At 60.1% G+C, this 19479-nt stretch carries 18 protein-coding genes; 9 read left to right on the top strand and 9 right to left on the bottom strand.

Going from position 1 to position 19479, the window contains the following annotated elements:
* The first annotated feature begins 26 nt into the window (after window positions 1–26).
* The 7 genes from pstA to ACTG2G_RS02535 all read left to right on the top strand — a co-directional run bounded on the left by pstA (window position 27) and on the right by ACTG2G_RS02535 (window position 8094).
* Window positions 27–1676: a phosphate ABC transporter permease PstA gene (gene pstA, locus ACTG2G_RS02565; protein ID WP_421386010.1), complete on the top strand. Its 1650-nt coding sequence runs from the start codon at window positions 27–29 to the stop codon at window positions 1674–1676.
* Between the two features lie 110 nt (window positions 1677–1786).
* Entirely contained in the window at window positions 1787–2605 is an 819-nt protein-coding gene (gene pstB / locus ACTG2G_RS02560; protein ID WP_421386009.1) for a phosphate ABC transporter ATP-binding protein PstB, read from the top strand.
* A gap of 85 nt (window positions 2606–2690) precedes the next feature.
* Window positions 2691–3401 carry a phosphate signaling complex protein PhoU gene (gene phoU / locus ACTG2G_RS02555; protein ID WP_005334097.1) on the top strand — a complete coding sequence of 237 codons (711 nt, stop codon included), beginning with the start codon at window positions 2691–2693 and terminating at the stop codon, window positions 3399–3401.
* Window positions 3402–3591: 190 nt separating this feature from the next.
* Window positions 3592–4911: a hemolysin family protein gene (locus tag ACTG2G_RS02550; RefSeq protein ID WP_005334094.1), complete on the top strand. Its 1320-nt coding sequence runs from the start codon at window positions 3592–3594 to the stop codon at window positions 4909–4911.
* A 19-nt stretch (window positions 4912–4930) separates the two neighbouring features.
* Window positions 4931–5473 (top strand): hypothetical protein, encoded by a 543-nt coding sequence (locus ACTG2G_RS02545; protein WP_069555291.1) that lies wholly within the window; start codon window positions 4931–4933, stop codon window positions 5471–5473.
* Between the two features lie 293 nt (window positions 5474–5766).
* Window positions 5767–6669, top strand: a complete 903-nt coding sequence (locus tag ACTG2G_RS02540; protein WP_421386008.1) for a homocysteine S-methyltransferase family protein — start codon at window positions 5767–5769, stop codon at window positions 6667–6669.
* 9 nt (window positions 6670–6678) lie between these two features.
* Window positions 6679–8094 (top strand): basic amino acid/polyamine antiporter, encoded by a 1416-nt coding sequence (locus ACTG2G_RS02535; protein WP_201955785.1) that lies wholly within the window; start codon window positions 6679–6681, stop codon window positions 8092–8094.
* Between the two features lie 97 nt (window positions 8095–8191).
* Here the strand turns inward: ACTG2G_RS02535 and ACTG2G_RS02530 are convergent, their stop codons facing one another.
* Window positions 8192–9031 carry a sterol desaturase family protein gene (locus ACTG2G_RS02530; protein ID WP_252656781.1) on the bottom strand — a complete coding sequence of 280 codons (840 nt, stop codon included), beginning with the start codon at window positions 9029–9031 and terminating at the stop codon, window positions 8192–8194.
* 168 nt (window positions 9032–9199) lie between these two features.
* Here ACTG2G_RS02530 and ACTG2G_RS02525 point away from each other — a divergent pair, with 168 nt between their 5' ends.
* Window positions 9200–9991, top strand: coding sequence for a substrate-binding periplasmic protein (locus ACTG2G_RS02525; protein WP_042053220.1), 792 nt, complete (start codon window positions 9200–9202; stop codon window positions 9989–9991).
* Between the two features lie 107 nt (window positions 9992–10098).
* Here the strand turns inward: ACTG2G_RS02525 and ACTG2G_RS02520 are convergent, their stop codons facing one another.
* The 3 genes from ACTG2G_RS02520 to ACTG2G_RS02510 all read right to left on the bottom strand — a co-directional run bounded on the left by ACTG2G_RS02520 (window position 10099) and on the right by ACTG2G_RS02510 (window position 12685).
* Window positions 10099–10842: an amino acid ABC transporter ATP-binding protein gene (locus tag ACTG2G_RS02520; protein WP_158113263.1), complete on the bottom strand. Its 744-nt coding sequence runs from the start codon at window positions 10840–10842 to the stop codon at window positions 10099–10101.
* Window positions 10826–11785 carry an amino acid ABC transporter permease gene (locus ACTG2G_RS02515; RefSeq protein WP_041235028.1) on the bottom strand — a complete coding sequence of 320 codons (960 nt, stop codon included), beginning with the start codon at window positions 11783–11785 and terminating at the stop codon, window positions 10826–10828. The genes ACTG2G_RS02520 and ACTG2G_RS02515 overlap by 17 nt, the downstream gene beginning before the upstream one ends.
* Before the next feature lie 99 nt (window positions 11786–11884).
* Window positions 11885–12685 (bottom strand): transporter substrate-binding domain-containing protein, encoded by an 801-nt coding sequence (locus ACTG2G_RS02510; protein WP_005334079.1) that lies wholly within the window; start codon window positions 12683–12685, stop codon window positions 11885–11887.
* A gap of 520 nt (window positions 12686–13205) precedes the next feature.
* Between ACTG2G_RS02510 and ACTG2G_RS02505 the strand changes: the two genes are divergently transcribed.
* A complete protein-coding gene (locus ACTG2G_RS02505; RefSeq protein ID WP_204382967.1) occupies window positions 13206–14339 on the top strand; it encodes a GGDEF domain-containing protein in 1134 nt (377 codons plus the stop codon).
* 92 nt (window positions 14340–14431) lie between these two features.
* Here ACTG2G_RS02505 and ACTG2G_RS02500 read toward each other — a convergent pair whose 3' ends face one another.
* From ACTG2G_RS02500 to ACTG2G_RS02480, 5 genes are all read right to left on the bottom strand, one after another.
* Entirely contained in the window at window positions 14432–15766 is a 1335-nt protein-coding gene (locus ACTG2G_RS02500) for an MFS transporter (RefSeq protein WP_204382968.1), read from the bottom strand.
* A 21-nt stretch (window positions 15767–15787) separates the two neighbouring features.
* Window positions 15788–17308: a signal transduction histidine-protein kinase/phosphatase UhpB gene (uhpB, locus tag ACTG2G_RS02495; protein ID WP_421386007.1), complete on the bottom strand. Its 1521-nt coding sequence runs from the start codon at window positions 17306–17308 to the stop codon at window positions 15788–15790.
* Window positions 17305–17895 (bottom strand): transcriptional regulator UhpA, encoded by a 591-nt coding sequence (gene uhpA, locus ACTG2G_RS02490; protein WP_005334071.1) that lies wholly within the window; start codon window positions 17893–17895, stop codon window positions 17305–17307. Before uhpA ends, uhpB begins: the two co-directional genes overlap by 4 nt.
* 193 nt (window positions 17896–18088) lie before the next feature.
* Window positions 18089–18484 (bottom strand): nucleoside diphosphate kinase regulator, encoded by a 396-nt coding sequence (gene rnk / locus ACTG2G_RS02485; RefSeq protein WP_005334070.1) that lies wholly within the window; start codon window positions 18482–18484, stop codon window positions 18089–18091.
* Between the two features lie 245 nt (window positions 18485–18729).
* Window positions 18730–19467: a substrate-binding periplasmic protein gene (locus tag ACTG2G_RS02480; protein ID WP_421386006.1), complete on the bottom strand. Its 738-nt coding sequence runs from the start codon at window positions 19465–19467 to the stop codon at window positions 18730–18732.
* Window positions 19468–19479 lie beyond the last annotated feature (12 nt).

Raw genomic sequence — 19479 nt, 5'->3', positions numbered from 1 at the left:
GCTCTGTAATGGACAAGGAATCGACAATGGGTAAGTGGTTTAAATCAGGGGCCCCCTGGATCTGGATGACCGGCGGCGCCGTCAGCCTGAGTCTGGTGGCGGTACTGGGTCTGCTGCTGCTGATCGGCTGGCGTGGTCTGGTCTACTTCTGGCCGCACCCAATCTATGAGTGGCAGCTGGAGGACGCCAGTGGCAACAAGAGCGTGTTGATCGGCGAGATCAACGATCGCGAGCTGGTGCCGGTGGAGCGGCTGCGCGCCGCAGGTCTGCCGCTGGAGGGGGAAGAGCGCGAGCTGCTGACCCGCTATCTGGTCAAGACCGGCAACCGTGAGTTCGTCGACCTCGATTTTCGCTGGGTACTGGAGACGGACATCAAGTCCCAGAGCCAGCCAGCCGAGCTGGCCATGGTTGAGCGTGCCACCAACGGTAACTTCTACGGTTACATCGTCGGGGTAAAAGAGGATGGCCGCGAGCTGACTTCGGATCTGCATCCTGCCCTGCAGCGGGTGCTGGCGCGAGCCAATGCCCTCTCCGAACAGGCCAACGATCTGCAAAAAGGGGACATCGGCAGCATCAACTATCAGCTGGAGCGGCTGCGCCTGAAAGAGCGCAAAGCCGAGCTGGAAGAGAAGCTGACCGATCAGCTGAAAGCTCAGCTGGAGCGTGAACGTCAGGCCCTCAACGATCGTTATCTGGTGCTGGAAAAAGAGCTCTTCTCCCTGCGCAGTCAGGCTGACCGGGACAGCATCACCGTCAAGGATATGCGTGGCGAGCTGGTGACCATGCCCATGTCCAGGGTACTGGATGTGGTATGGCCCAACGACATGAGCCTGCTGGCCAAGGTGGGTCACTGGTTCCACCAGATCGGCAAGTTTGTCTCCGACGATCCCCGTGAGGCCAATACCGAGGGCGGGGTGTTCCCGGCTATCTTCGGCACCGTCTTCATGGTGTTCCTGATGGCGATCATCGTCACCCCGCTGGGGGTGGTGGCAGCGGTCTACCTGCACGAGTATGCGGGCAAAAACAGCTTGACCAAGATCATCCGCATCGCGGTGATCAACCTGGCGGGTGTACCCTCCATCGTCTATGGCGTGTTTGGTTTGGGCTTCTTCGTCTACACACTCGGCGGTTCGTTAGACCAGCTGTTCTACCCGGAAGCGCTGCCGAGCCCGACTTTTGGTTCACCCGGCGTGATCTGGTCGGCGCTGACCCTGGCCATCCTGACCCTGCCGGTGGTGATCGTCTCCACCGAAGAGGGGCTGGCGCGGATCCCGAGCACCATCCGTCAGGGCTCGTTGGCACTGGGCGCCACCCAGGCCGAGACCCTGTGGCGCATCGTGCTGCCGATGGCGAGCCCGGCCATCATGACCGGCCTTATTCTGGCGATTGCCCGTGCAGCCGGTGAAGTGGCGCCACTGATGCTGGTGGGGGTGGTGAAACTGGCACCGACCCTGCCGATGGATGGCAACTTCCCGTATCTGCATGTGGAGCGCAAGTTCATGCACCTGGGCTTCCACATCTATGACGTCGGCTTCCAGAGCCCCAACGTCGAGGCGGCCCGCCCGCTGGTCTATGCCACCTCCTTCCTGCTGGTGACGGTGATCGTGGGTCTGAACCTGACCGCTATCGGTATTCGTAACCACTTGCGCGAGAAATTCCGGTCGCTGGAACATTGATAGGCCAGCCACCACAGAGACGGGCAGGGGACAGGGTTCCCTGCCAGCCAAGCGTTCCGGCCGCGGGCGATGAGATTGCCCGCCGCCACCGACAGATTTTGAGGTAACAGATGATCAACGTAACGACCACGTCTACCCAGCACACCGCGCTGGACCTGCTTAACCTGAGCCCGGAGCAGACCGCGCTGGAGGTGAAGGATCTCAACCTGTACTACGGCAGCAAGCAGGCGTTGTTCAACGTCAACATGAAGATCCCCAAAGGGCAGGTGACCGCCTTTATCGGCCCGTCAGGCTGTGGCAAATCGACCCTGCTGCGCTGCATCAACCGGATGAACGATCTGGTGGAGATCTGCCGCATCGAGGGGGAAATCCAGCTGCACGGCCACAACATCTATGACAAGAACGTCGATGTTTCCGCCCTGCGCCGTCAGGTGGGCATGGTGTTCCAGCGTCCGAACCCGTTCCCCAAGTCCATCTACGAGAACGTGGTCTATGGTCTGCGCCTGCAGGGGATCAACGATCGTCGCACTCTGGATGAGGCCGCCGAGCGCTCCCTGCGCGGTGCGGCCTTGTGGGACGAGGTGAAGGATCGTCTGCATGACAACGCCTTCGGTCTCTCCGGTGGTCAGCAGCAGCGTCTGGTGATCGCCCGTGCCATCGCCATCGAGCCGGAAGTGTTGCTGCTCGATGAACCGACCTCGGCGCTCGACCCCATCTCCACCCTCACCATCGAGGAGCTGATCAACGAGCTCAAGAGCCAGTTCACCGTGGTGATCGTGACCCACAACATGCAACAGGCTGCGCGAGTGTCGGATCAGACCGCCTTCATGTATATGGGCGAGCTTATCGAGTACTCGGATACCAACACCATTTTCACCACCCCGGCCAAGAAAAAGACCGAAGATTACATTACCGGTCGTTACGGCTAAGGAGAGGAGAGGATGAATCTCAGCAAACAGATTGGCAGTCGGTTCAACGGCTAAGGCATAATCGGAGCAATCAAGGATTATTTGTATGGACAATATGAACCTCAATAAACACATCTCCGGTCAGTTCAATGCCGAGCTAGAGAGCGTGCGCAACCAGGTGCTGGTGATGGGCGGTCTGGTAGAGCAGCAGCTCACCGACGCCATTGCGGCGATCCACGATCAGGATCTCGATGCGGCGCGCAAGATCGTGGCCAACGACCACAAGGTCAACGCCATGGAAGTGGCGATCGACGAGGAGTGCACCCGCATCATCGCCAAGCGTCAGCCGACTGCCTCCGACCTGCGACTGGTGATGGCCATTATCAAGACCATCACCGATCTGGAGCGCATTGGCGATGTGGCCGACAAGATCGCCCGCATGCTGACCGACAACGCCAACAAGCCGCAGCCGCCGTTGGTGTCGCTGGAGAACATGGGCCGTCGCACCATCAAGATGCTGCACGATGTGCTCGACGCCTTCGCCCGCATGGATCTGGATGCAGCGCTGGCGGTCTACAAGGAAGATGACAAGGTAGACCGCGAGTATGAGTCCATCATCCGCGAGCTGATGACCTATATGATGGAAGATCCCCGCACCATCCCCCAGGTGCTCAACGTGCTGTGGGCGGCGCGGGCCATCGAGCGGGTCGGCGATCGTTGCCAGCACATCTGCGAGTACATCGTCTACTACGTGAAAGGCAAGGATGTGCGCCACACCAAGGCGGACGATCTGGGCACCTTGCTGGGCAAGGGCTAACCGGAAGTGAATAAAAAGGCGCGTGAAGCGCCTTTTTTGTTGCATAACTGGTCGGAGTAAGATAAAGCCCCCAACTGGCTGTTTTCTGATAGAATACTCCCCCTGTGTGAGTCCCGGATGGGCTCACGGTCCGGTCTCCCGGGCCCAGTTTGCCGTCTTGTGCTAAGGCGGGTGTAGCAATAGGTTAATCATGAGTTTTGCCGATAGTTTGTTCTTTTTAATGCTGCTGGTTGGCGGCAGTGTGTTCTTCTCCCTCTCCGAGATCTCTCTCGCCGCGTCTCGCAAAATCAAATTGCAGGTAATGGCGGATGAAGGTAATCGCCAGGCCGAAAAGGTGCTGGCCCTGCAGGCCCAGCCGGGCAACTTTTTCACTGTGGTGCAGATTGGCCTCAATACCGTCGCCATTCTGGGCGGTATCCTGGGTGAGTCTGCCCTCAACCCCGCCATCAAGGGGATTGTCTCCCAGTTCTACCAAGGGCCCTGGCTTGGCGAGATCAGCTCCGGTGCCTCCTTCGTGTTCGTCACCGGCATGTTTATCCTGATCGCCGATCTGATGCCCAAGCGTCTGGCCATGACCATGCCCGAGCAGATTGCCGTGGTGGTGGTGCGCCCCATGCTCTTCTTCGTCACCGTGTTGATGCCGCTGGTGTGGGTCTTCAACGGATTGGCGAACTCCCTGTTCCGTCTGATGCGCGTCTCCACGGTGCGTAACGACGAGATCACCTCCGACGATATCTATGCGGTGATGGATGCCGGTGCCGAGGCGGGGGTTATCCAGCGCGAGGAGCATCAGCTCATCGAGAACGTGTTCGAGTTGCAGTCCCTTGGTGTCACCTCTGCCATGACGGCCCGCGAGAGCCTGATCTATTTCACCCTGCAAGAGAGTGAAGAGAGCATCAAGGCGAAGATCGCCGAACATCCCCACAACAAGTTTCTGGTCTGTGACCACAACCTCGACAGCATCAAGGGCTTTGTCGATGCCAAAGAGCTGCTGATCCGCGTTATCGGTGGCCAGAGCATCGACCTGATCGGTGGCAACCTGGTACAGAACGTCATCATCATCCCCGATACCCTGAACCTCTATGAGGCGATGGAGTACTTCAAGAATCATCGTGGTGACTTTGCCGTGGTGATGAACGAGTACGCGCTGGTGGTGGGGATTGTCACCATGAACGACCTGATGAGCACAGTCATGGGCGAGTGGGCGACCCACGTGGTGGAAGAGCAGATCGTCCAGCGCGACGAGAACTCCTGGCTGGTAGACGGGGTCACCCCCATCTCCGACGTGATGCGCGCCTTCGATATCGAAGAGTTCCCCGAGAACCAGAACTACGAGACCATCGCCGGCTTTATCATGTATATGCTGCGCAAGATCCCCAAGCGTACTGACTCGGTCAAATATGCCGGTTACAAGTTCGAAGTGGTGGATATCGACAGTTACAAGATTGATCAGCTGCTGGTTACCCGGGTCGAACCGGCTGTGGCCGAGAAGCCAGCTCAGGAATCGTAAAAGGAGCGACATAAGAGTCATGAAGATGCAGTCTCATTCCCGTGCGCTGGCCTGTGTCGCGCTCGCCCTGGCACTGGGTGCCTGTAGCCAGAGTGCGCCGCGCAAAGCCACAGTGGCAGCCAAGCCGGTTGCCCCCAAGCCTGCTGTGGTGGTGCCGCAGCCGGATCCCGATGCGGTGGTACAAAGCGGCATGGCAGAGCCGAGCCCGGTCTTTGATGAGCAGTACCACGGCCCGGATCAGGGGTCGCTGGAGTCGGTGACCGCCCTGTTTGCCCGAGGTTACATCGAGTCCGCCATGCGCGAGACCATGCTGGCGGCGGTGCACAACGACTATCCGCTGCTCGGCATGCGGGATGTGCGGTTGACCGATCCGGTCTCCAAATTCCTCACCTCCGAGCATGCGGCCACCACGGCCCATGACTACCTCTATGCGGGTGTGCAACGTCGCCTCGGTCGTCCGCTCAGCCCTGCCCAGTGGGAGCAGATCTGGCGCGGTTTGCCGCAGCAGGGTCGGGTCTCCGACTGGGTCAAACAGATCAAGCGCGTGCTGGCCGGGCGTTAAGCTGCCAGCGGATCAAGATTGTGATGAGGCCACCTTAGGGTGGCCTCTTGCATTTCTGCGTTTGCCTCGCCGTTTGCACGCTGATTTCTGCTGATACTGATTGCCGCCCGTGGCACTTTGTTTTATCTTGCTTTGGCCATCTAAACATCTATATGTTTTTATGGCTGCATAATAAAAGGGCTTCCCAGGATGAAGCGGGACGATCTGCAGCGATTCGATGCGAAACCGCAGATCAACAAAACAAACAGATAAATACGCAAATAAACAACGCACATAACTAAGAGACACGACAGATGGAAACCAGGGAATTGTGGGTGCTGGATGGGGGTATGGGGCGCGAGCTGGCACGGCGGGGTGCACCGTTTCGTCAGCCGGAGTGGTCGGCGCTGGCCCTGATGGAGGCGCCAGAGACGGTGCGCGACGTGCATCAGGCCTATGTGGCGAGCGGAGCCCGGGTCATTACTACCAATAGCTATGCGCTGGTGCCGTTTCATATCGGCGATGAGCGTTTCTTTGCCGACGGGGAGGGGCTGGCAGCGCTGGCCGGACAACTGGCCCGTGAGGTGGCTGACGCGCAGAAGGGCGCCGTGCAGGTGGCGGGTTCTCTGCCACCGCTGTTTGGCTCCTACCGTGCCGACCTGTTCAAGGCGGACCGGGTGAGCGAGCTGGCGATGCCGCTTATTCGGGCGCTATCCCCTTATGTGGATATCTGGCTGGCCGAGACCATGAGCCTGATTGCCGAGCCACTGGCCCTGAAAGCGCTGCTGCCTGATGACGGCAAGCCGTTCTGGGTCTCCTTCACGCTGGAAGATGAGGCGCCGGGCAACGAACCGCGACTGCGTTCCGGCGAGCAGGTGGCTGATGCGGTGACCACGTTAGTGGCGGCCGAGGTCGATGCCATCCTGTTCAACTGCTGTCAGCCCGAGGTGATCGAGGGTGCCCTCGAGGTTGCTCGCGCCCGATTGCAGGCGCTGGGCCGCGCAGACATTCGCCTCGGTGCTTACGCCAACGCCTTCCCGCCGCAACCCAAAGAGGCCACCGCCAACGATGGGCTGGACGAGATCCGCGCCGATCTGGGGCCGCTGGATTATCTCGGCTGGGCCGAGCGCTGGCGCGCGGCCGGTGCGAACTTGATCGGCGGTTGCTGCGGTATCGGCCCCGAGCATATTCAGGCGCTGAGCAGCCGGTTGCGCTAAGGAGCTTTCATGAAAGAGAACAAGATTGGGCTCTGGTCTCTCACCGCGCTGGTGTTCAGCTCCATGGTGGGGGCGGGGATTTTCAGCCTGCCCCAGAATATGGCCGAGGTGGCAGGCGCCCGCGCCGTGCTGATCGGCTGGGGTGTGACGGGTGTGGGCATCCTGGCGCTCGCCATGAGTTTTCTCTATCTGTCGCGACTCAGACCGGATCTCGACGGCGGCATCTACAGCTACGCCCGCGCCGGTTTTGGCGATCTGGTGGGCTTCTTCTCCGCCTGGGGGTACTGGCTCTGCGCCACCATCGGCGTGGTGGGTTATCTGGTCATTGCCTTTGCGGCGCTGGGCAGCTTCGTCGATACGCCGGAGCAGATCTGGTTTGGTGACGGCAATACCCTGGCGGCGTTTGTCGGCGAGTCCTGCATCCTCTGGGCTGTGCACCTGCTGGTGGCCCGCGGCGTGCAGCAGGCGGCGTTGTTCAATCTGGTGGCGACCCTGGCCAAGAGCCTGCCGCTGCTGCTGTTTATTCTGTTTGCCTGCTACTGGTTCGATCCGGTCACCTTCGTGGCGGATCAGCAGGGCAGCACCCTGGCGGTGCCGGTCTCCGAGCAGGTGCGCAACACCATGCTCATCACCCTCTGGGTCTTCACCGGTATCGAGGGGGCAGCGGTGCTGTCGGCCCGCGCTCGAAACCGGCAGGATGTGGGCACTGCCACCGTGCTTGGGGTGGTGCTGGCGCTGCTGCTCTATGTGCTTATCTCGGTGCTGGCGCTGGGGATATTGAGTCGGCCCGAGCTGGCGGCGCTACCCAACCCCTCCATGGCAGGGCTGATGGCCCAGATGACCGGCTCCTGGGGCAAGCTGCTCATCAGCCTCGGTCTTATCGTCTCGGTGCTCGCCTCCTATGTGAGCTGGACCCTCTTCTCGGCCGAGGTGCCGTTCAGCGCGGCCCGCCACGGTGCGTTTCCCGCCATCTTCCGGCGCCAGAACCGCAACGGGACGCCTATCGCCTCGCTCTGGCTCACCAGCCTGACGGTGCAAACATGCCTGCTGCTGGTGTGGCTGCTCGGCAAGGGCTACACCAGTCTGCTGCTTATATCGACCTCGATGATTTTGGTGCCTTACCTGTTGATCGGGCTGTTTTTGCTCAAGCTTTCGTTCAGCAAGGAGGGGGAGAGTGGGCAGGGCAGCGGTCTGATGCGGGCAGTGGCGCTGGTGTCGAGCGGTTACGGCTTCTGGCTGCTCTATGCTGCCGGGGTGGAGTATCTGCTGCTCTCCTTGCTGCTCTACGGGCCGGGTCTGCTGCTGTTTCTCTACAGCCGCCGCCAGCTGGGCGCAGGTCTTTGCCTGAGTGGTCGCGAACGGCTATTGGCCGGCGTGACCTTGCTGAGCCTGATCCCCGCCGTCTGGTCGTTCGCCCATCTCTGATATCGAAGATATGACTGACCATAAAAGAGAGCGCCACTGTGGCGCTCTCTTATTATCAGGGACTGGTTATCAGTGGCTTGCTATCCGGGGCGAAGGCTCAGCTGCTGGCAGGTCCGGCCGGTTTGCCAAACAGCACCGCGAGTTTTTGTCGCCATGGCAGGCCACGGGCGTCACGCAGCATGTCGCGCCACTCATGGAAGGTGAGAGTGAGGGGGTTAAAGCTGTGGATCGGCTTGGTGATGCCGAAGCGGCATGGCTCGGCAGGATCCTCCTCGACAAAGGTGCCGAACAGTCGATCCCAGATAATCAGCACGCCGGCAAAGTTGCGGTCTATGTACTTGGCGTTGCTGGCGTGGTGCACCCTGTGGTGGGAGGGGGTGTTGAAGATCCACTCAAGCCAGCCGAGCTTGCCCACCACCTGAGTGTGGACGAAGAACTGGAAACCCAGACTCAGCAGCACGGTGGCGACCACCGCCTCGGGCGGGAAGCCGATGACAATCATCGGGATCCAGAACAGCCACATGCCGGAGATTGGATACATCAGGCTCTGGCGAAAAGCGGTGGAGAGATTGAGCCGCTCCGAACTGTGATGTACCACGTGGGAAGCCCACAGCCAGCGCACATGGTGGCTGGTGAAGTGGAACAGCCAGTAGCAGAGATCCTGCAACAGGAACAGCAGTAGCACACTCCAGAGATTCAGCTCGATATCGAACAGTCGCCAGCCCCAGAGGGTGTCATACAGATAAGCAATGGCGATGGCCGCCAGGGCATCGCCCCCTTGGTGCATCAGGGCCAGCGTGGCGTTGGCGAACAGATCCCGCCACTGGTAGGTGGCGGTGGGAAAGGCCGAGCCATGTTTGCGCAGGTAGAGCATCTCCCAGCCGATAAAGGCCAGAAAAATCGGGGAGAGGTAGAGCAAAAGCAGTTGCACATCCATATGCGGCCATCCATTCAGAGCAATTGCTCTCCAGCATAAAGGATGGTTTTAATATTTCATTAACATTTTTCAGCCAACGAAGAGATGGCATGAAATATGGCGCGCCAGCAGAGGAAGGCGCAGTGGATGGCTATGCTTGATGCAGGCTTTTTCAGGAGGTGCTGGCTTATGCGCGTCTGGTGTTGCTTGTTGTTGGGGTTGTGCATGATGGCGCACGCCAAGACCCGGGTCGAGATCCTGGCGGATGCCGCCTATCCCCCCTACTCCTGGCAGGAAGGGGAGGAGGTCAGGGGGATCTATGCTGACATCATCCGCGAGGTGACCTCTGCCATGCCTGACTATGAGGTGGTGCTCAAGCCCATGCCGTGGCGGCGCGGTCTGAGCATGGTGGAACAGGGGGCCGCCTTCGCCATCTTTCCACCCTACTACATGCCCGATACCCGCCCTTATATGTGGCCCTACTCCCAGCCGATGCTGGATGAAGAGCTGGTGGTGATGTGCGGCGCCAGTGTGGCGGCCAATACCCCGCAGGCCAGATTTCCGCTCGACTATCATGGTTTACGCTTTGGCATGAACGCCGGTTTTGCCGTCGGCGGCGATGCCTTTTGGCTGGCGGTAAAAGAGAAGCAGATCGACGTGGAGGAGGTGAAAAGCAATCGGGAGAACCTGCTCAAGATTGTTCGCGGCCGGGTCGATTGCACCATCAATGATCGCCTCTCCCTGCTCTATGAGTTGCTCAACATGATAAAGGCCGATCAGCTGGCGGTGGCCGATATGTCCCTGCTCAAACAGGGGCCGGTGCTCAGCAAGGAGCAGGGGTTTCTCGGCTACAGCCGCAAGGGAGAGTATCCCTACAAACAGGCCTTTATCGACCAGTTTGACAAGGAGCTCTATCAGCTCAAAAAACGTGACGGAGTGAAAGTGATCGTGGAGCGCTATCTGGGAAAGTCCCCGCGCTGAGCCGATGAGAGGGGCACTCGGGTTCAGCTGGGTTAAGCCTGCTCAGCGTGACGCACAAGAAGAGGGACCTTGCGGTCCCTCTTCGTTTATCCAGCAGAGCGTGTTGGCTACAGTACCTGACTCAGGAACTGGCGCAGGCGTGGGGAGGGGGGATTGTCGAAGAAATCGGCCGGTTTTTCATCCACCAGCAGTTCGCCACTCTCCATAAAAAGCACCCGATCCGCTACCTCACGGGCAAAGCCCATCTCGTGGGTCACCACCACCATGGTCATCCCCTCACGAGCCAGCCCCTTCATCACATCCAGCACTTCCCCCACCATCTCGGGGTCGAGCGCACTGGTGGGCTCGTCAAACAGCATGATGCGTGGCTGCATGGCGAGCGCCCGGGCGATGGCCACCCGCTGTTGCTGACCGCCGGAGAGTTGGGAGGGATAGCTGGCCGCTTTCACCGACAGCCCCACTTTCAGCAGCAGCGCCTTGGCTCTGTCTTCGGCCTCACGGCGCGACAGGCCACGCACCTTCTGAGGGGCGAGGCAGATATTATCCAGCACCGTCAGGTGGGGAAAGAGGTTGAAGGACTGGAACACCATACCTACCTCTTCCCGCAGCTTGTTGACATCGCCCGGCTCGGTCAGGCAGATGCCGTCGACCACGATATTGCCGTCGTTGATGGTCTCCAGCTGGTTGAGGGTGCGCAGGAAGGTGGATTTGCCCGAGCCGCTGGGGCCGACGATCACCACCACTTCCCCTTCGGCCACCTCGGTGCTGACATTTTTCAGGGCGTGCACTTCGCTACCGTAGAACTTCTCTACGCCGGTCGCTTTGATGATGGGATCAGTTGCTTTTCGCATATTTCACCTCGAGACGGCGTACCAGGAAGGAGAGGGTGCCGGTCAGCACCAGATAGAGCAGGGCGACGGTAAACCACACCTCGAAGGGACTGAAGGTGGAGCTCACCACCTCGCGACCCGCCTTGGTCAGGTCGGTGATGGAGATGACCGAGACCAGCGAGGAGTCCTTGATCAGGTTGATGAATTGGCCTGCCAGCGGTGGCAGTACCCGCTTGAACGCCTGCGGCAGAATGACATAGCGCATGGTCTGGGCGGAGGTCATACCCAGGCTGCGGCCAGCCTCCATCTGCCCCTTGTGGATGGAGCTGATACCGGCGCGGACGATCTCCGCCACATAGGCCCCGGTAAAGACGGCCAGCGCGGCGACCCCGGCGGTGAAGCGGTCGAGGTTCAGCACGGTGCCGATAAAGAAGTAGACGATGAAGATCTGCACCAGCAGCGGCGTGCCGCGGATGAGCTCAACGTAGGTGACCGCCAGATTGCGCAGGGCCGGATTGGGGGAGAGGCGGGCCAGTCCGGCCAGGGTGCCGAGCAGGATGGCGAAGATGCCTGCTACCAGCGAGAGCTTGACGGTGACCCAGACGCCCCATGCGATGGGGCCTGCGGTCCAGCTTAGTTGGGTGTCGAGGGTATCGCCACGAAAAACGGTATCCCCTTCGGCGACTTGTACGCCGGTGCTGGCGATGGCTTGCCGCACATTGGGGTCGAGATCGTCTTGCAGGAACAGCTTGCCCTTCTCGGCCTCGCTGGTGCCCGCCATCACGGTGCCGTCAAATTCGGCGACATTCTTCTGCTCCGCCTGATAGGCGATGTATTGGGGAATGCGTTCCCAGCGCCAGGTGTAATCCACTGACTGGACAGCCTTGTAGATGCCGAATACGGCAACCAGCAGCATCAGCAGGAAAACCCCATGCCAGAGCAGCTGATTGGGCTGTTTTTCCATCTGTCTTGTCGGTTTGGGTGTGTGCACAGTCACAACCTCTTCTCGTTATTGTGTGGGGAGCTGCGTGGTGCAGGGGCGGCATGTGCCGCCCCCCGGAGGTTATTTGAGCTGATTCAGCCAGGCGTTGGATTCGAACCACTTCTTGTAGAGACGGTCGTAGCTGCCATCGCCCTTGATCTGGCGCAGGTAGTTGTTGAACCAGTTGAGGGTGTCCTGATCCCCTTTGCGGATGGCCCAGGCCAGCGGCTCGAAGGTGAACGGCTTGTCGAGGTGTACTACGGCGCCCTGATTCTGGGAGGCAAAAATAGCGTTGTAGGGCAGGTCATAGACGAACGCATCGACCTTGCCGTTGATCACTTCCAGCTTGGCGTCATCCTGGGTTTCAAACTGCAGCAGGGTAGCTTTGGGGATCAGGCGCTTGACTGCCTGCTCGCCGGTGGTACCGAGCTTGACCGCGATCTTGTATTTCGGGTCGTTGAGGTCGGTGAAGGATTTGATTTCGCCCGCCTTCTCTTTGCGCAGGACTATGGTCTGGCCGACCACGATGTAGGGATCGGCGAAGTTGACCCGCAGGTTGCGCTGGGGAGTGACGGTCATGCCGCCCATGATGACGTCGAACTTGTTGGTCAGCAGCGCCGGAATGATGCCATCCCAGGCGGTGTTGACGAACTCGACCTTCACGCCCATCTCTTTGGCGACCATCTTGGCGAGATCCACGTCAAAGCCGATGTATTGGCCCTGCTTGTTGGTCATCTCGAAGGGTTGATAGCCGGCATCGAAACCGACTCGCAGCACGCCGCGTTCGAGCACGGCATCCAGGGTGGAGGTAGGGGCTGGGGTCGGGGCCGCCGTGGCGATCCCGCAAAACAGCAGGGTAGAAAGAATCAGTTTTTTGATCATAAGTGACGTCTCTGTCGGTGGTGTGTTCGGCCTTGAACCTGATCCCGTGCGACTCCGTGGCACAAGAGACTGCTGCATCCGGCAACAGGCAAGACAGGATGAATGTCTTGAGCGGGACAAAAGCCCCATATGAGATGCTATGAATAGTGGTTGAGTGAAAAATGTACCAAAAACAGATTGTGTCAGAAGACTCAACAGGTTAGAGACATTTATTGCTCATGGCTTCATTCATAAAATCACACGAAAACAACATATCTATCTAATGGGGTGGGTTCAAGCCCAAATTATCCCCAAGACATTTTGTTACAAACTCAGGGCGCCGCTTGCGACTCTTATTGAGTTATTGGGCTCCGTAAGAGGCTTTTTGTGGGGCTGATACGAATACGCATTGGTGGGATATCACACGCATTGCTCTGTTTGTCAGCAAACGAACGGGCTTTATTGTGAAAACCATCAAGTCGCACTGGGTCTTGGCAAACGCTTCTCATATACTCAGTTACCCTCTCTGCATGGCTTTGGTATGGACGCCTCACTACTGCTTAAGCTGGATATTTTTACCTTGATGATCATGGCCTTGTGCGGCTATTGTCTCGGTTTCCTCACTCTCACCATCATTCGCGTTACCCACAACGATATTCCCGGCGTCGGGGTCTGGTGGTGGTCCAGTCTGTTTGCCATGCTGGGTCAGGCGGGATTTGCCAGTCTGCTGCTGACACCCACCCCCTATGGCTCCTGGGTGGGCAATGTCTTCCTGATTTTTCATGTGTCGTTATTGCTGGTCGCCCAACGCTGTTTCTTCCGTCAATCGCCGGGCTGGCCTGCCTGCTGGGGATTCATCCTGCTGTTTGCCGCCGTCATGACCTGGTCGGTCGCCATCGATGGCCGGATTGCGGTACGGGTGATGATAAGCAGCGCCACCTTCATCGTGCTCAGTACGCTCATCATCTGGCAGCTCTGGCGTCATGGTCGACCCGATTATCAGGTGGCGGTATGGGTGCTGATTGGCCTCAATCTGGTGCTGATTGCCATGACCCTGATGCGGATTTTTACCGTGTGGGGCGAGGTGATCGAAAGCCCGTTCCAGCGTCAGCTGTTCAACGTGTTGCCCTATGTCTCCATGCTGGTGGGTAGCTCCATGCTCACCTTCGGGGTGCTGCTGCTCTGCAACCAGCACCGGGCGCTGGAGCTGCGCTATCAGGCCAGTCATGATCCGTTGACCGGCTTGTTCAATCGCCGTGGTTTTATGGAGCGTCTGGCCCGGGGACGCCCTGCACAGCAGGGGGCGCTGGCGGTGCTCGATCTGGATGACTTCAAGCAGATCAACGATCGGCATGGTCATGAGGTGGGGGATCGGGTGCTGGAGCGGGTCGGGTTGGCACTGCGCGAGCTGGAAGGAGTATTGGCCAGTCGCTTTGGGGGCGAGGAGTTTGTGCTGCTATTTCGCCATGCCACCGCAGAAGAGGCGATCGCCCGGTGCCAGTCACTGCGGGTTCAGCTTGCGGCCAGCGAGGTGGAGGGGATCCATATCACCGTCAGCATGGGTGTTGCTCACTGGCAGGGGGAGTGGCACTTTGACAGCCTGTTCAGCCGTGCGGATGACGCTCTCTATCGGGCTAAGCGGGAAGGAAAGAACCGGGTCTGTCAGGCTGCCTGATGCCGGAATAGGTTCAGGAATAACAGCAGGGCGCGGTGATCCGCGCCCTGTTTGTTTCTGCTTGCCGGATATAGCTCGTCAGCTGCCGTCCATTACTCTGACGGAGCTTGAGCTGTTCTCGGTGCCTGCGCCTTGAGGAAGGGGAGCAGCAGCAGGGCCGAGACGCCTGCCGCCACCGAGATCACCACGAAGAAGCCGTTCCAGTGCCAGATCTCCATCACCTTGGCCAGCGGATAGCCTGACAGCGCCGCCCCCATGTAGGCAAAGAGACCAACAAAGCCGGTGGCCGCCCCCGCCGAGTTTTTGTGGGAGCACTCCGCCGCTGCCATGCCGATCAGCATCTGCGGGCCAAACACGAAAAAGCCGATGGTAAAGAAGCAGGCCGCCTGCATCACATAGCTGAAGAAGGGCATCAGCCAGAGCGACCCCACCGCCAGCAGGATCCCCACCGCAAAGATGAGGTTCATCGGGCCACGGTTGCCGTTGAACAGCTTGTCCGATCCCCAGCCCGCCACCAGCGCACCGATAAAGCCCCCCACCTCGAACATGGAGATGGCCGAGTTGGCGCTCATCAGATTGAAGCCGCGCTGCTCGGTCATATAGAGATTGCCCCAGTCATTGATGGCGGTGCGCACCACATAGACCAGTACGTAACAGCAGGCGAGCAGCCAGATATAGGGGTTGCCCAGCACATATTTGCGCAGGATCTGGCGGTGGGAGAGCCCCGCATCCTGGGTCTGCTGGGCCAGCTCCATGGCATCCTTGCGCCACTCGCCCACCGTTGGCAATCCCATGGCGCTCGGGGTATCCCGCAGTCGCCAGCAGAGGAACAATCCCGCGATGATGGCGATAAGGCCGGGCACTATCATGCCGTAGCGCCAGCCATGCTGCAGGGCGATGGTGCTGACGATAAGAGGGATGAGCGCGCCGCCGACGTTGTGGGCGGTGTTCCAGGCCGACCACCAGACCCCGCGTTCGGTGCGCGAATACCAGCTGGTGAGCAGCTTGGAGCAGGGGGGCCAGCCCCAGCCCTGGAAGAAGGCGTTGGCGACCCAGAGGGCGGCAAACATCCAGAGTGCCGACGAGAGGCCGAACAGTATGTTGATAACGCCGGTGGCTATCAGTCCGACACCCATAAAGTAGCGCGGGTTGGCGCGGTCACTGATGATGCCGGAGAAGAACTTGGAGCAGCCGTAGGTGATGTAGAACAGGGTCCAGAGCATGCCGATATCGGACTTGTCCAGCATGCCGCTCGCCAGCATGTCCGGCATGGCGAAGTTGAAGCTCTTGCGGGTGAAGTAGAAGACCGCATAGCCCAGATACATGGTCAGCAGCAGGTGCAGCCGCCAGTGGCGATAGGTGGCATCGATCTCGGCCTGATCCCGGATAAGGGGCCGGGGCGGCGCGCTTCTCATAAAACTCAGCACAGGCAGGCCCTCTGGTGGTGATTAGCCATGACTCTCTTCCCGTCTGCGACTGGGCAGATTGACCGTCAGCTGGGTGCCGTGGATGCAGGAGAGTTGCAGACTGCCCCCTAGGGCCTGTACCCGCTCGCGAATGCCGAGCAGGCCATAGCCCTGCTGCGGGCGGCTTTCCGGCAGACCGCGGCCATCATCTTCCAGCACCAGTTGCAACTGCTCGCCGCTGGCCCGGGCGCGAATGGTGACCGAGTGGGCGTTGGCATGTTTGACCACGTTGTTGAGCCCCTCCTGACAGACCCGAAACAGGGTGACCCGCTGGGCATCGGAGAGATCGCCATCTGCCAGTTGCCATTCCAGACGGGTGACGATGCCGTGACGCTCCAGCTCCAGCTCCCGCAGCAGTGCCCGTACCGCCTGTTCAAGAGTCATGTCGTCGAGCTGGCGCGGGCGCAGCCGCCCGAGCAGACCGCGCACCGCGTCATAGATCCCGAGCGATAGCGTGTCGATCAGGGCACTGCTCTGGCCCACCCCGGCATTATCGGGGGCGAGGCGGCGCACGATCCCTGCCTGGGTTCGAATTGCTGTGATGGTCTGGCCGATGTCGTCGTGCAGCTCGCGCGCCACCTCCTTGCGGATGCTCTCCTCGGTCTCCAGCAGCCGCTCGGTGAGCTGGCGATTGTGGGCGAGCTGGCGGGTCAGCGCCTGATTGAGTTCCCGCTGGCGCTGGATCCCGGCACCCAGCAGCAGGCCGGTGAGGCTCTGGGCCAGCAGGGAGAGCAGCAGATCCAGCGGGTGATCATGCCAGGCCTGACTGGCCAGCAGGGCGATGGTGTTCATCAGGGTGGCGAGCAGCGCCCCTTGCCAGCCGTAGCGCCACGCCATGGCGATGATGGGGATGGCCAGACAAAACGGGGTGAAGCGTACCAGCGAGTTGGGCAATCCCAGTTGCAGCCAGAGGCTCAATACGAACAGCAGCAGATACCAGACCAGATGGCGAAAGCGCCACTCCACCGGTTGATCCACCAGCGCAGGCCCCAGCGGCACCCAGGTGGCGCGGGTGAGGTAGTGCCAGATCAGCATACAGGTGGAGGTCAGCGTCAGCCCGCCGGTCAGGCTGAGCAGCAGGGCCGAGAGGCCATCTTCCCCGGCCAGATGCCAGAGCAGGGCTTGCAGCAGCGCCGCCGCCGTGACGGTGGCGAGCAGCAGCAACAGTTGCTGCCAGTCGTTGCGCACCTGCCGGTGACGGGCAATCAGCAGCGGTAGCAGGGTCAGCAGACTGCCCGCGACCAGCCAAGGCCAGTGGGGCAGCCCCACTTCCAGATTGAGCCAGTAGAGCAGCAGCCCTTCGCACAGCAACAGCGGCGGCCAGTAGTGGCCGGGACTTTGCAGCAGCAACCCGAGGCGCAGGCCGAAGGGGAACAGCAGCACCGCCAGCGCTGGGCCACCCGCCAGATGCAGGCTGATGCTCCAGAGGCAAAACCAGCCGGCGGCAAAGATGAAGCAGGCCGCCAGCGCGATGGCGACATAGCTGGCAAGACGGGAGATCACCAGCTATCCAGCATGCGGTGGGCCAGCTCGACGTTGTTGCTGACCTTGAGCTTGTCCATCAGGTTGGCGCGATGGACGTGAACCGTCTTGGGGGAGAGTCCAAGCTGCTCGGCGATGGCTTTCACCTCCAGCCCCTGTGCCAGCAACTGGGCAATCTCCCGCTCCCGATTGGTGAGGGGATCCCGGCTGCTGCTGGCCAGTTTCTGGGCGATGTCCGGCGTCAGATAACACCCCCCCTGTGCGGCGGTGCGCACGGCGGCGATCAGCTCGTCCGGACTGCAGCGCTTGGAGAGAAATCCCTTGGCACCGGTCTGCAGTGCCTGCTCGATGAGGGCGGGGCTGTCGTGTACCGAGAGCATCACCACCGCGAGACCGGAGGGGAGCTGCTTGAGCAGATCCAGCCCCGATTGGTCGGGCATCGAGATGTCGCAGACGCAGACCCGCGCCCCGCTGCCGGGCAGGCCGGCAAGGGCATCGCTGGCGGAGCCGAATTCGGCGACCACCTGCAGGTCGGGCTCCAGATTGAGCAGTTGGGCAAAACCGGATCGGACGATCTGGTGATCGTCGATAAGGGCAATTTTTATCATGATGTCAGCCTGAAATTCGGTGCGTCATGACCATGACGCGGCCAACAAGATACCTGCCCCCCGAGTCAGGCTCAAGCAGCAGCAGGAAAAGGGGCTAAAAACCGGGGGGCAAGGTGCGCAAAGCTTGATCGGGATCAGCTGGCAAGAGCGAGCAAGCGGGCTGATCAACAGGGAGATGACCAGCCCGGGGGACTCAGCGGTGCAGTTCGCCGGCGCGCTCCGGCTGATAGACCACTTCCAGAATTTCTACCTCGATGGTGCGACCGGCCGGGCCCGGCCAGGCGATGCTGTCGCCCACTTTCAGGCCGAGCAGGGCGCTGCCTACCGGCGCCAGTACAGAGATGTTGCTCTCGTCGCCCTTGGCATCGCGCGGGTAGACCAGGGTGAGGCAGAACTCGTTGCCGCTGCTCTGCATCTTGAAGCGTACCTTGCTGTTCATGGTGACCACGTCCGGCGGCATGTCGGCCGGTTCGCGGATCTCGGCGCGGTCCAGCTCCTCTTGCAGGGCCAGATGCTGCGGATGGTTGCCGAGCAGTTGTTCGATACGGTCCAGATCAAGGCTGGAGATAACCAGATGAGGTTGTTTCATAAGATATTCCTTATCAATAGCGGATAGGCCCATACCGGCGGGTGCAGGTTGGCCATCACGCAAAGTGTTACAAAAATGGATTCAACAGGTTCAATCGATTGAAAATGCCATGCCCCCAAGCGACTCGCGGCCGAAGGAGCGAGGCGGGGGCTCAGCAGGGTGTGAGCAAATGCGAGGAAATAGCGAGTATTTTCATGGGGCTACCATAACCATTCTGGCCGGCCTTGGCAACCGTGATTGAGTGACTACTCAGGAACCTGATAGTTGTACTGACGGATGATCCGCGCCAGTGTGCCATCATGGCGCATCTCGTCAATCACGGCTTGCCAGCGACGCCCTTCGGTGAAGGGAAAATCCTTGCTGGCCGCGATAAATAACTGGGTACGCATCAAGGATTCGCCTTTTACTATCTCATCGATGGAAAATCCGCCCGTCTGCTGGTTGTAGAGGATGACGTTCCAGGCTGCGACCCAGGCATCGATGCGTCCTCGTTGCAGTTTGAGGGCATTGAGGTCTTCGGTGGCGACGGTTTGGCTGGCGAGATTCAGCCTCTGCTTGAGCAGATACTGGCCGAAGGAGTGACGCAAGGTGCCCACCTTGAGTGAAGGAAGCGCGTTTATCATGAGCGGGGTGGTATGCTTGTGGCGATTGCTGACAATGAGGAACTCTTCATCAAGGATGGGGGAAACCCAGTAGTAGAGATGCTCCCGTTGAGAGCTGCGTACTGGCGGTATCAGCAGTACATCCTTGCGATGGGCGGTTTGGGTGAGGGCTCGGGCCAGCGGCATCAACTCGATGGTGAGCGGTTCTTTAAGGCGTCGCGCGGCCTCTTCCATGATCTCGATGGCGACACCGCTTGGTTTGCCGTGAGAGGAGCGAATGACGTAAGGGGGCAGCTCGGCCGCCACCAGCACAATAGCCTGGGCACCGGTGTGTACCAGCAACAACAGCAGTGCAAAAAAGGGCAGGCAGAGAGCGCGCATCAAGGTCGTGAG

The sequence above is a fragment of the Aeromonas sp. 55A genome (assembly GCF_051919665.1).
Taxonomy (GTDB): Bacteria; Pseudomonadota; Gammaproteobacteria; order Enterobacterales; family Aeromonadaceae; genus Aeromonas; species Aeromonas veronii.
Note: the sequence above shows the minus strand (reverse complement) of the source record. Positions and strands in the feature narration are given on the sequence as shown.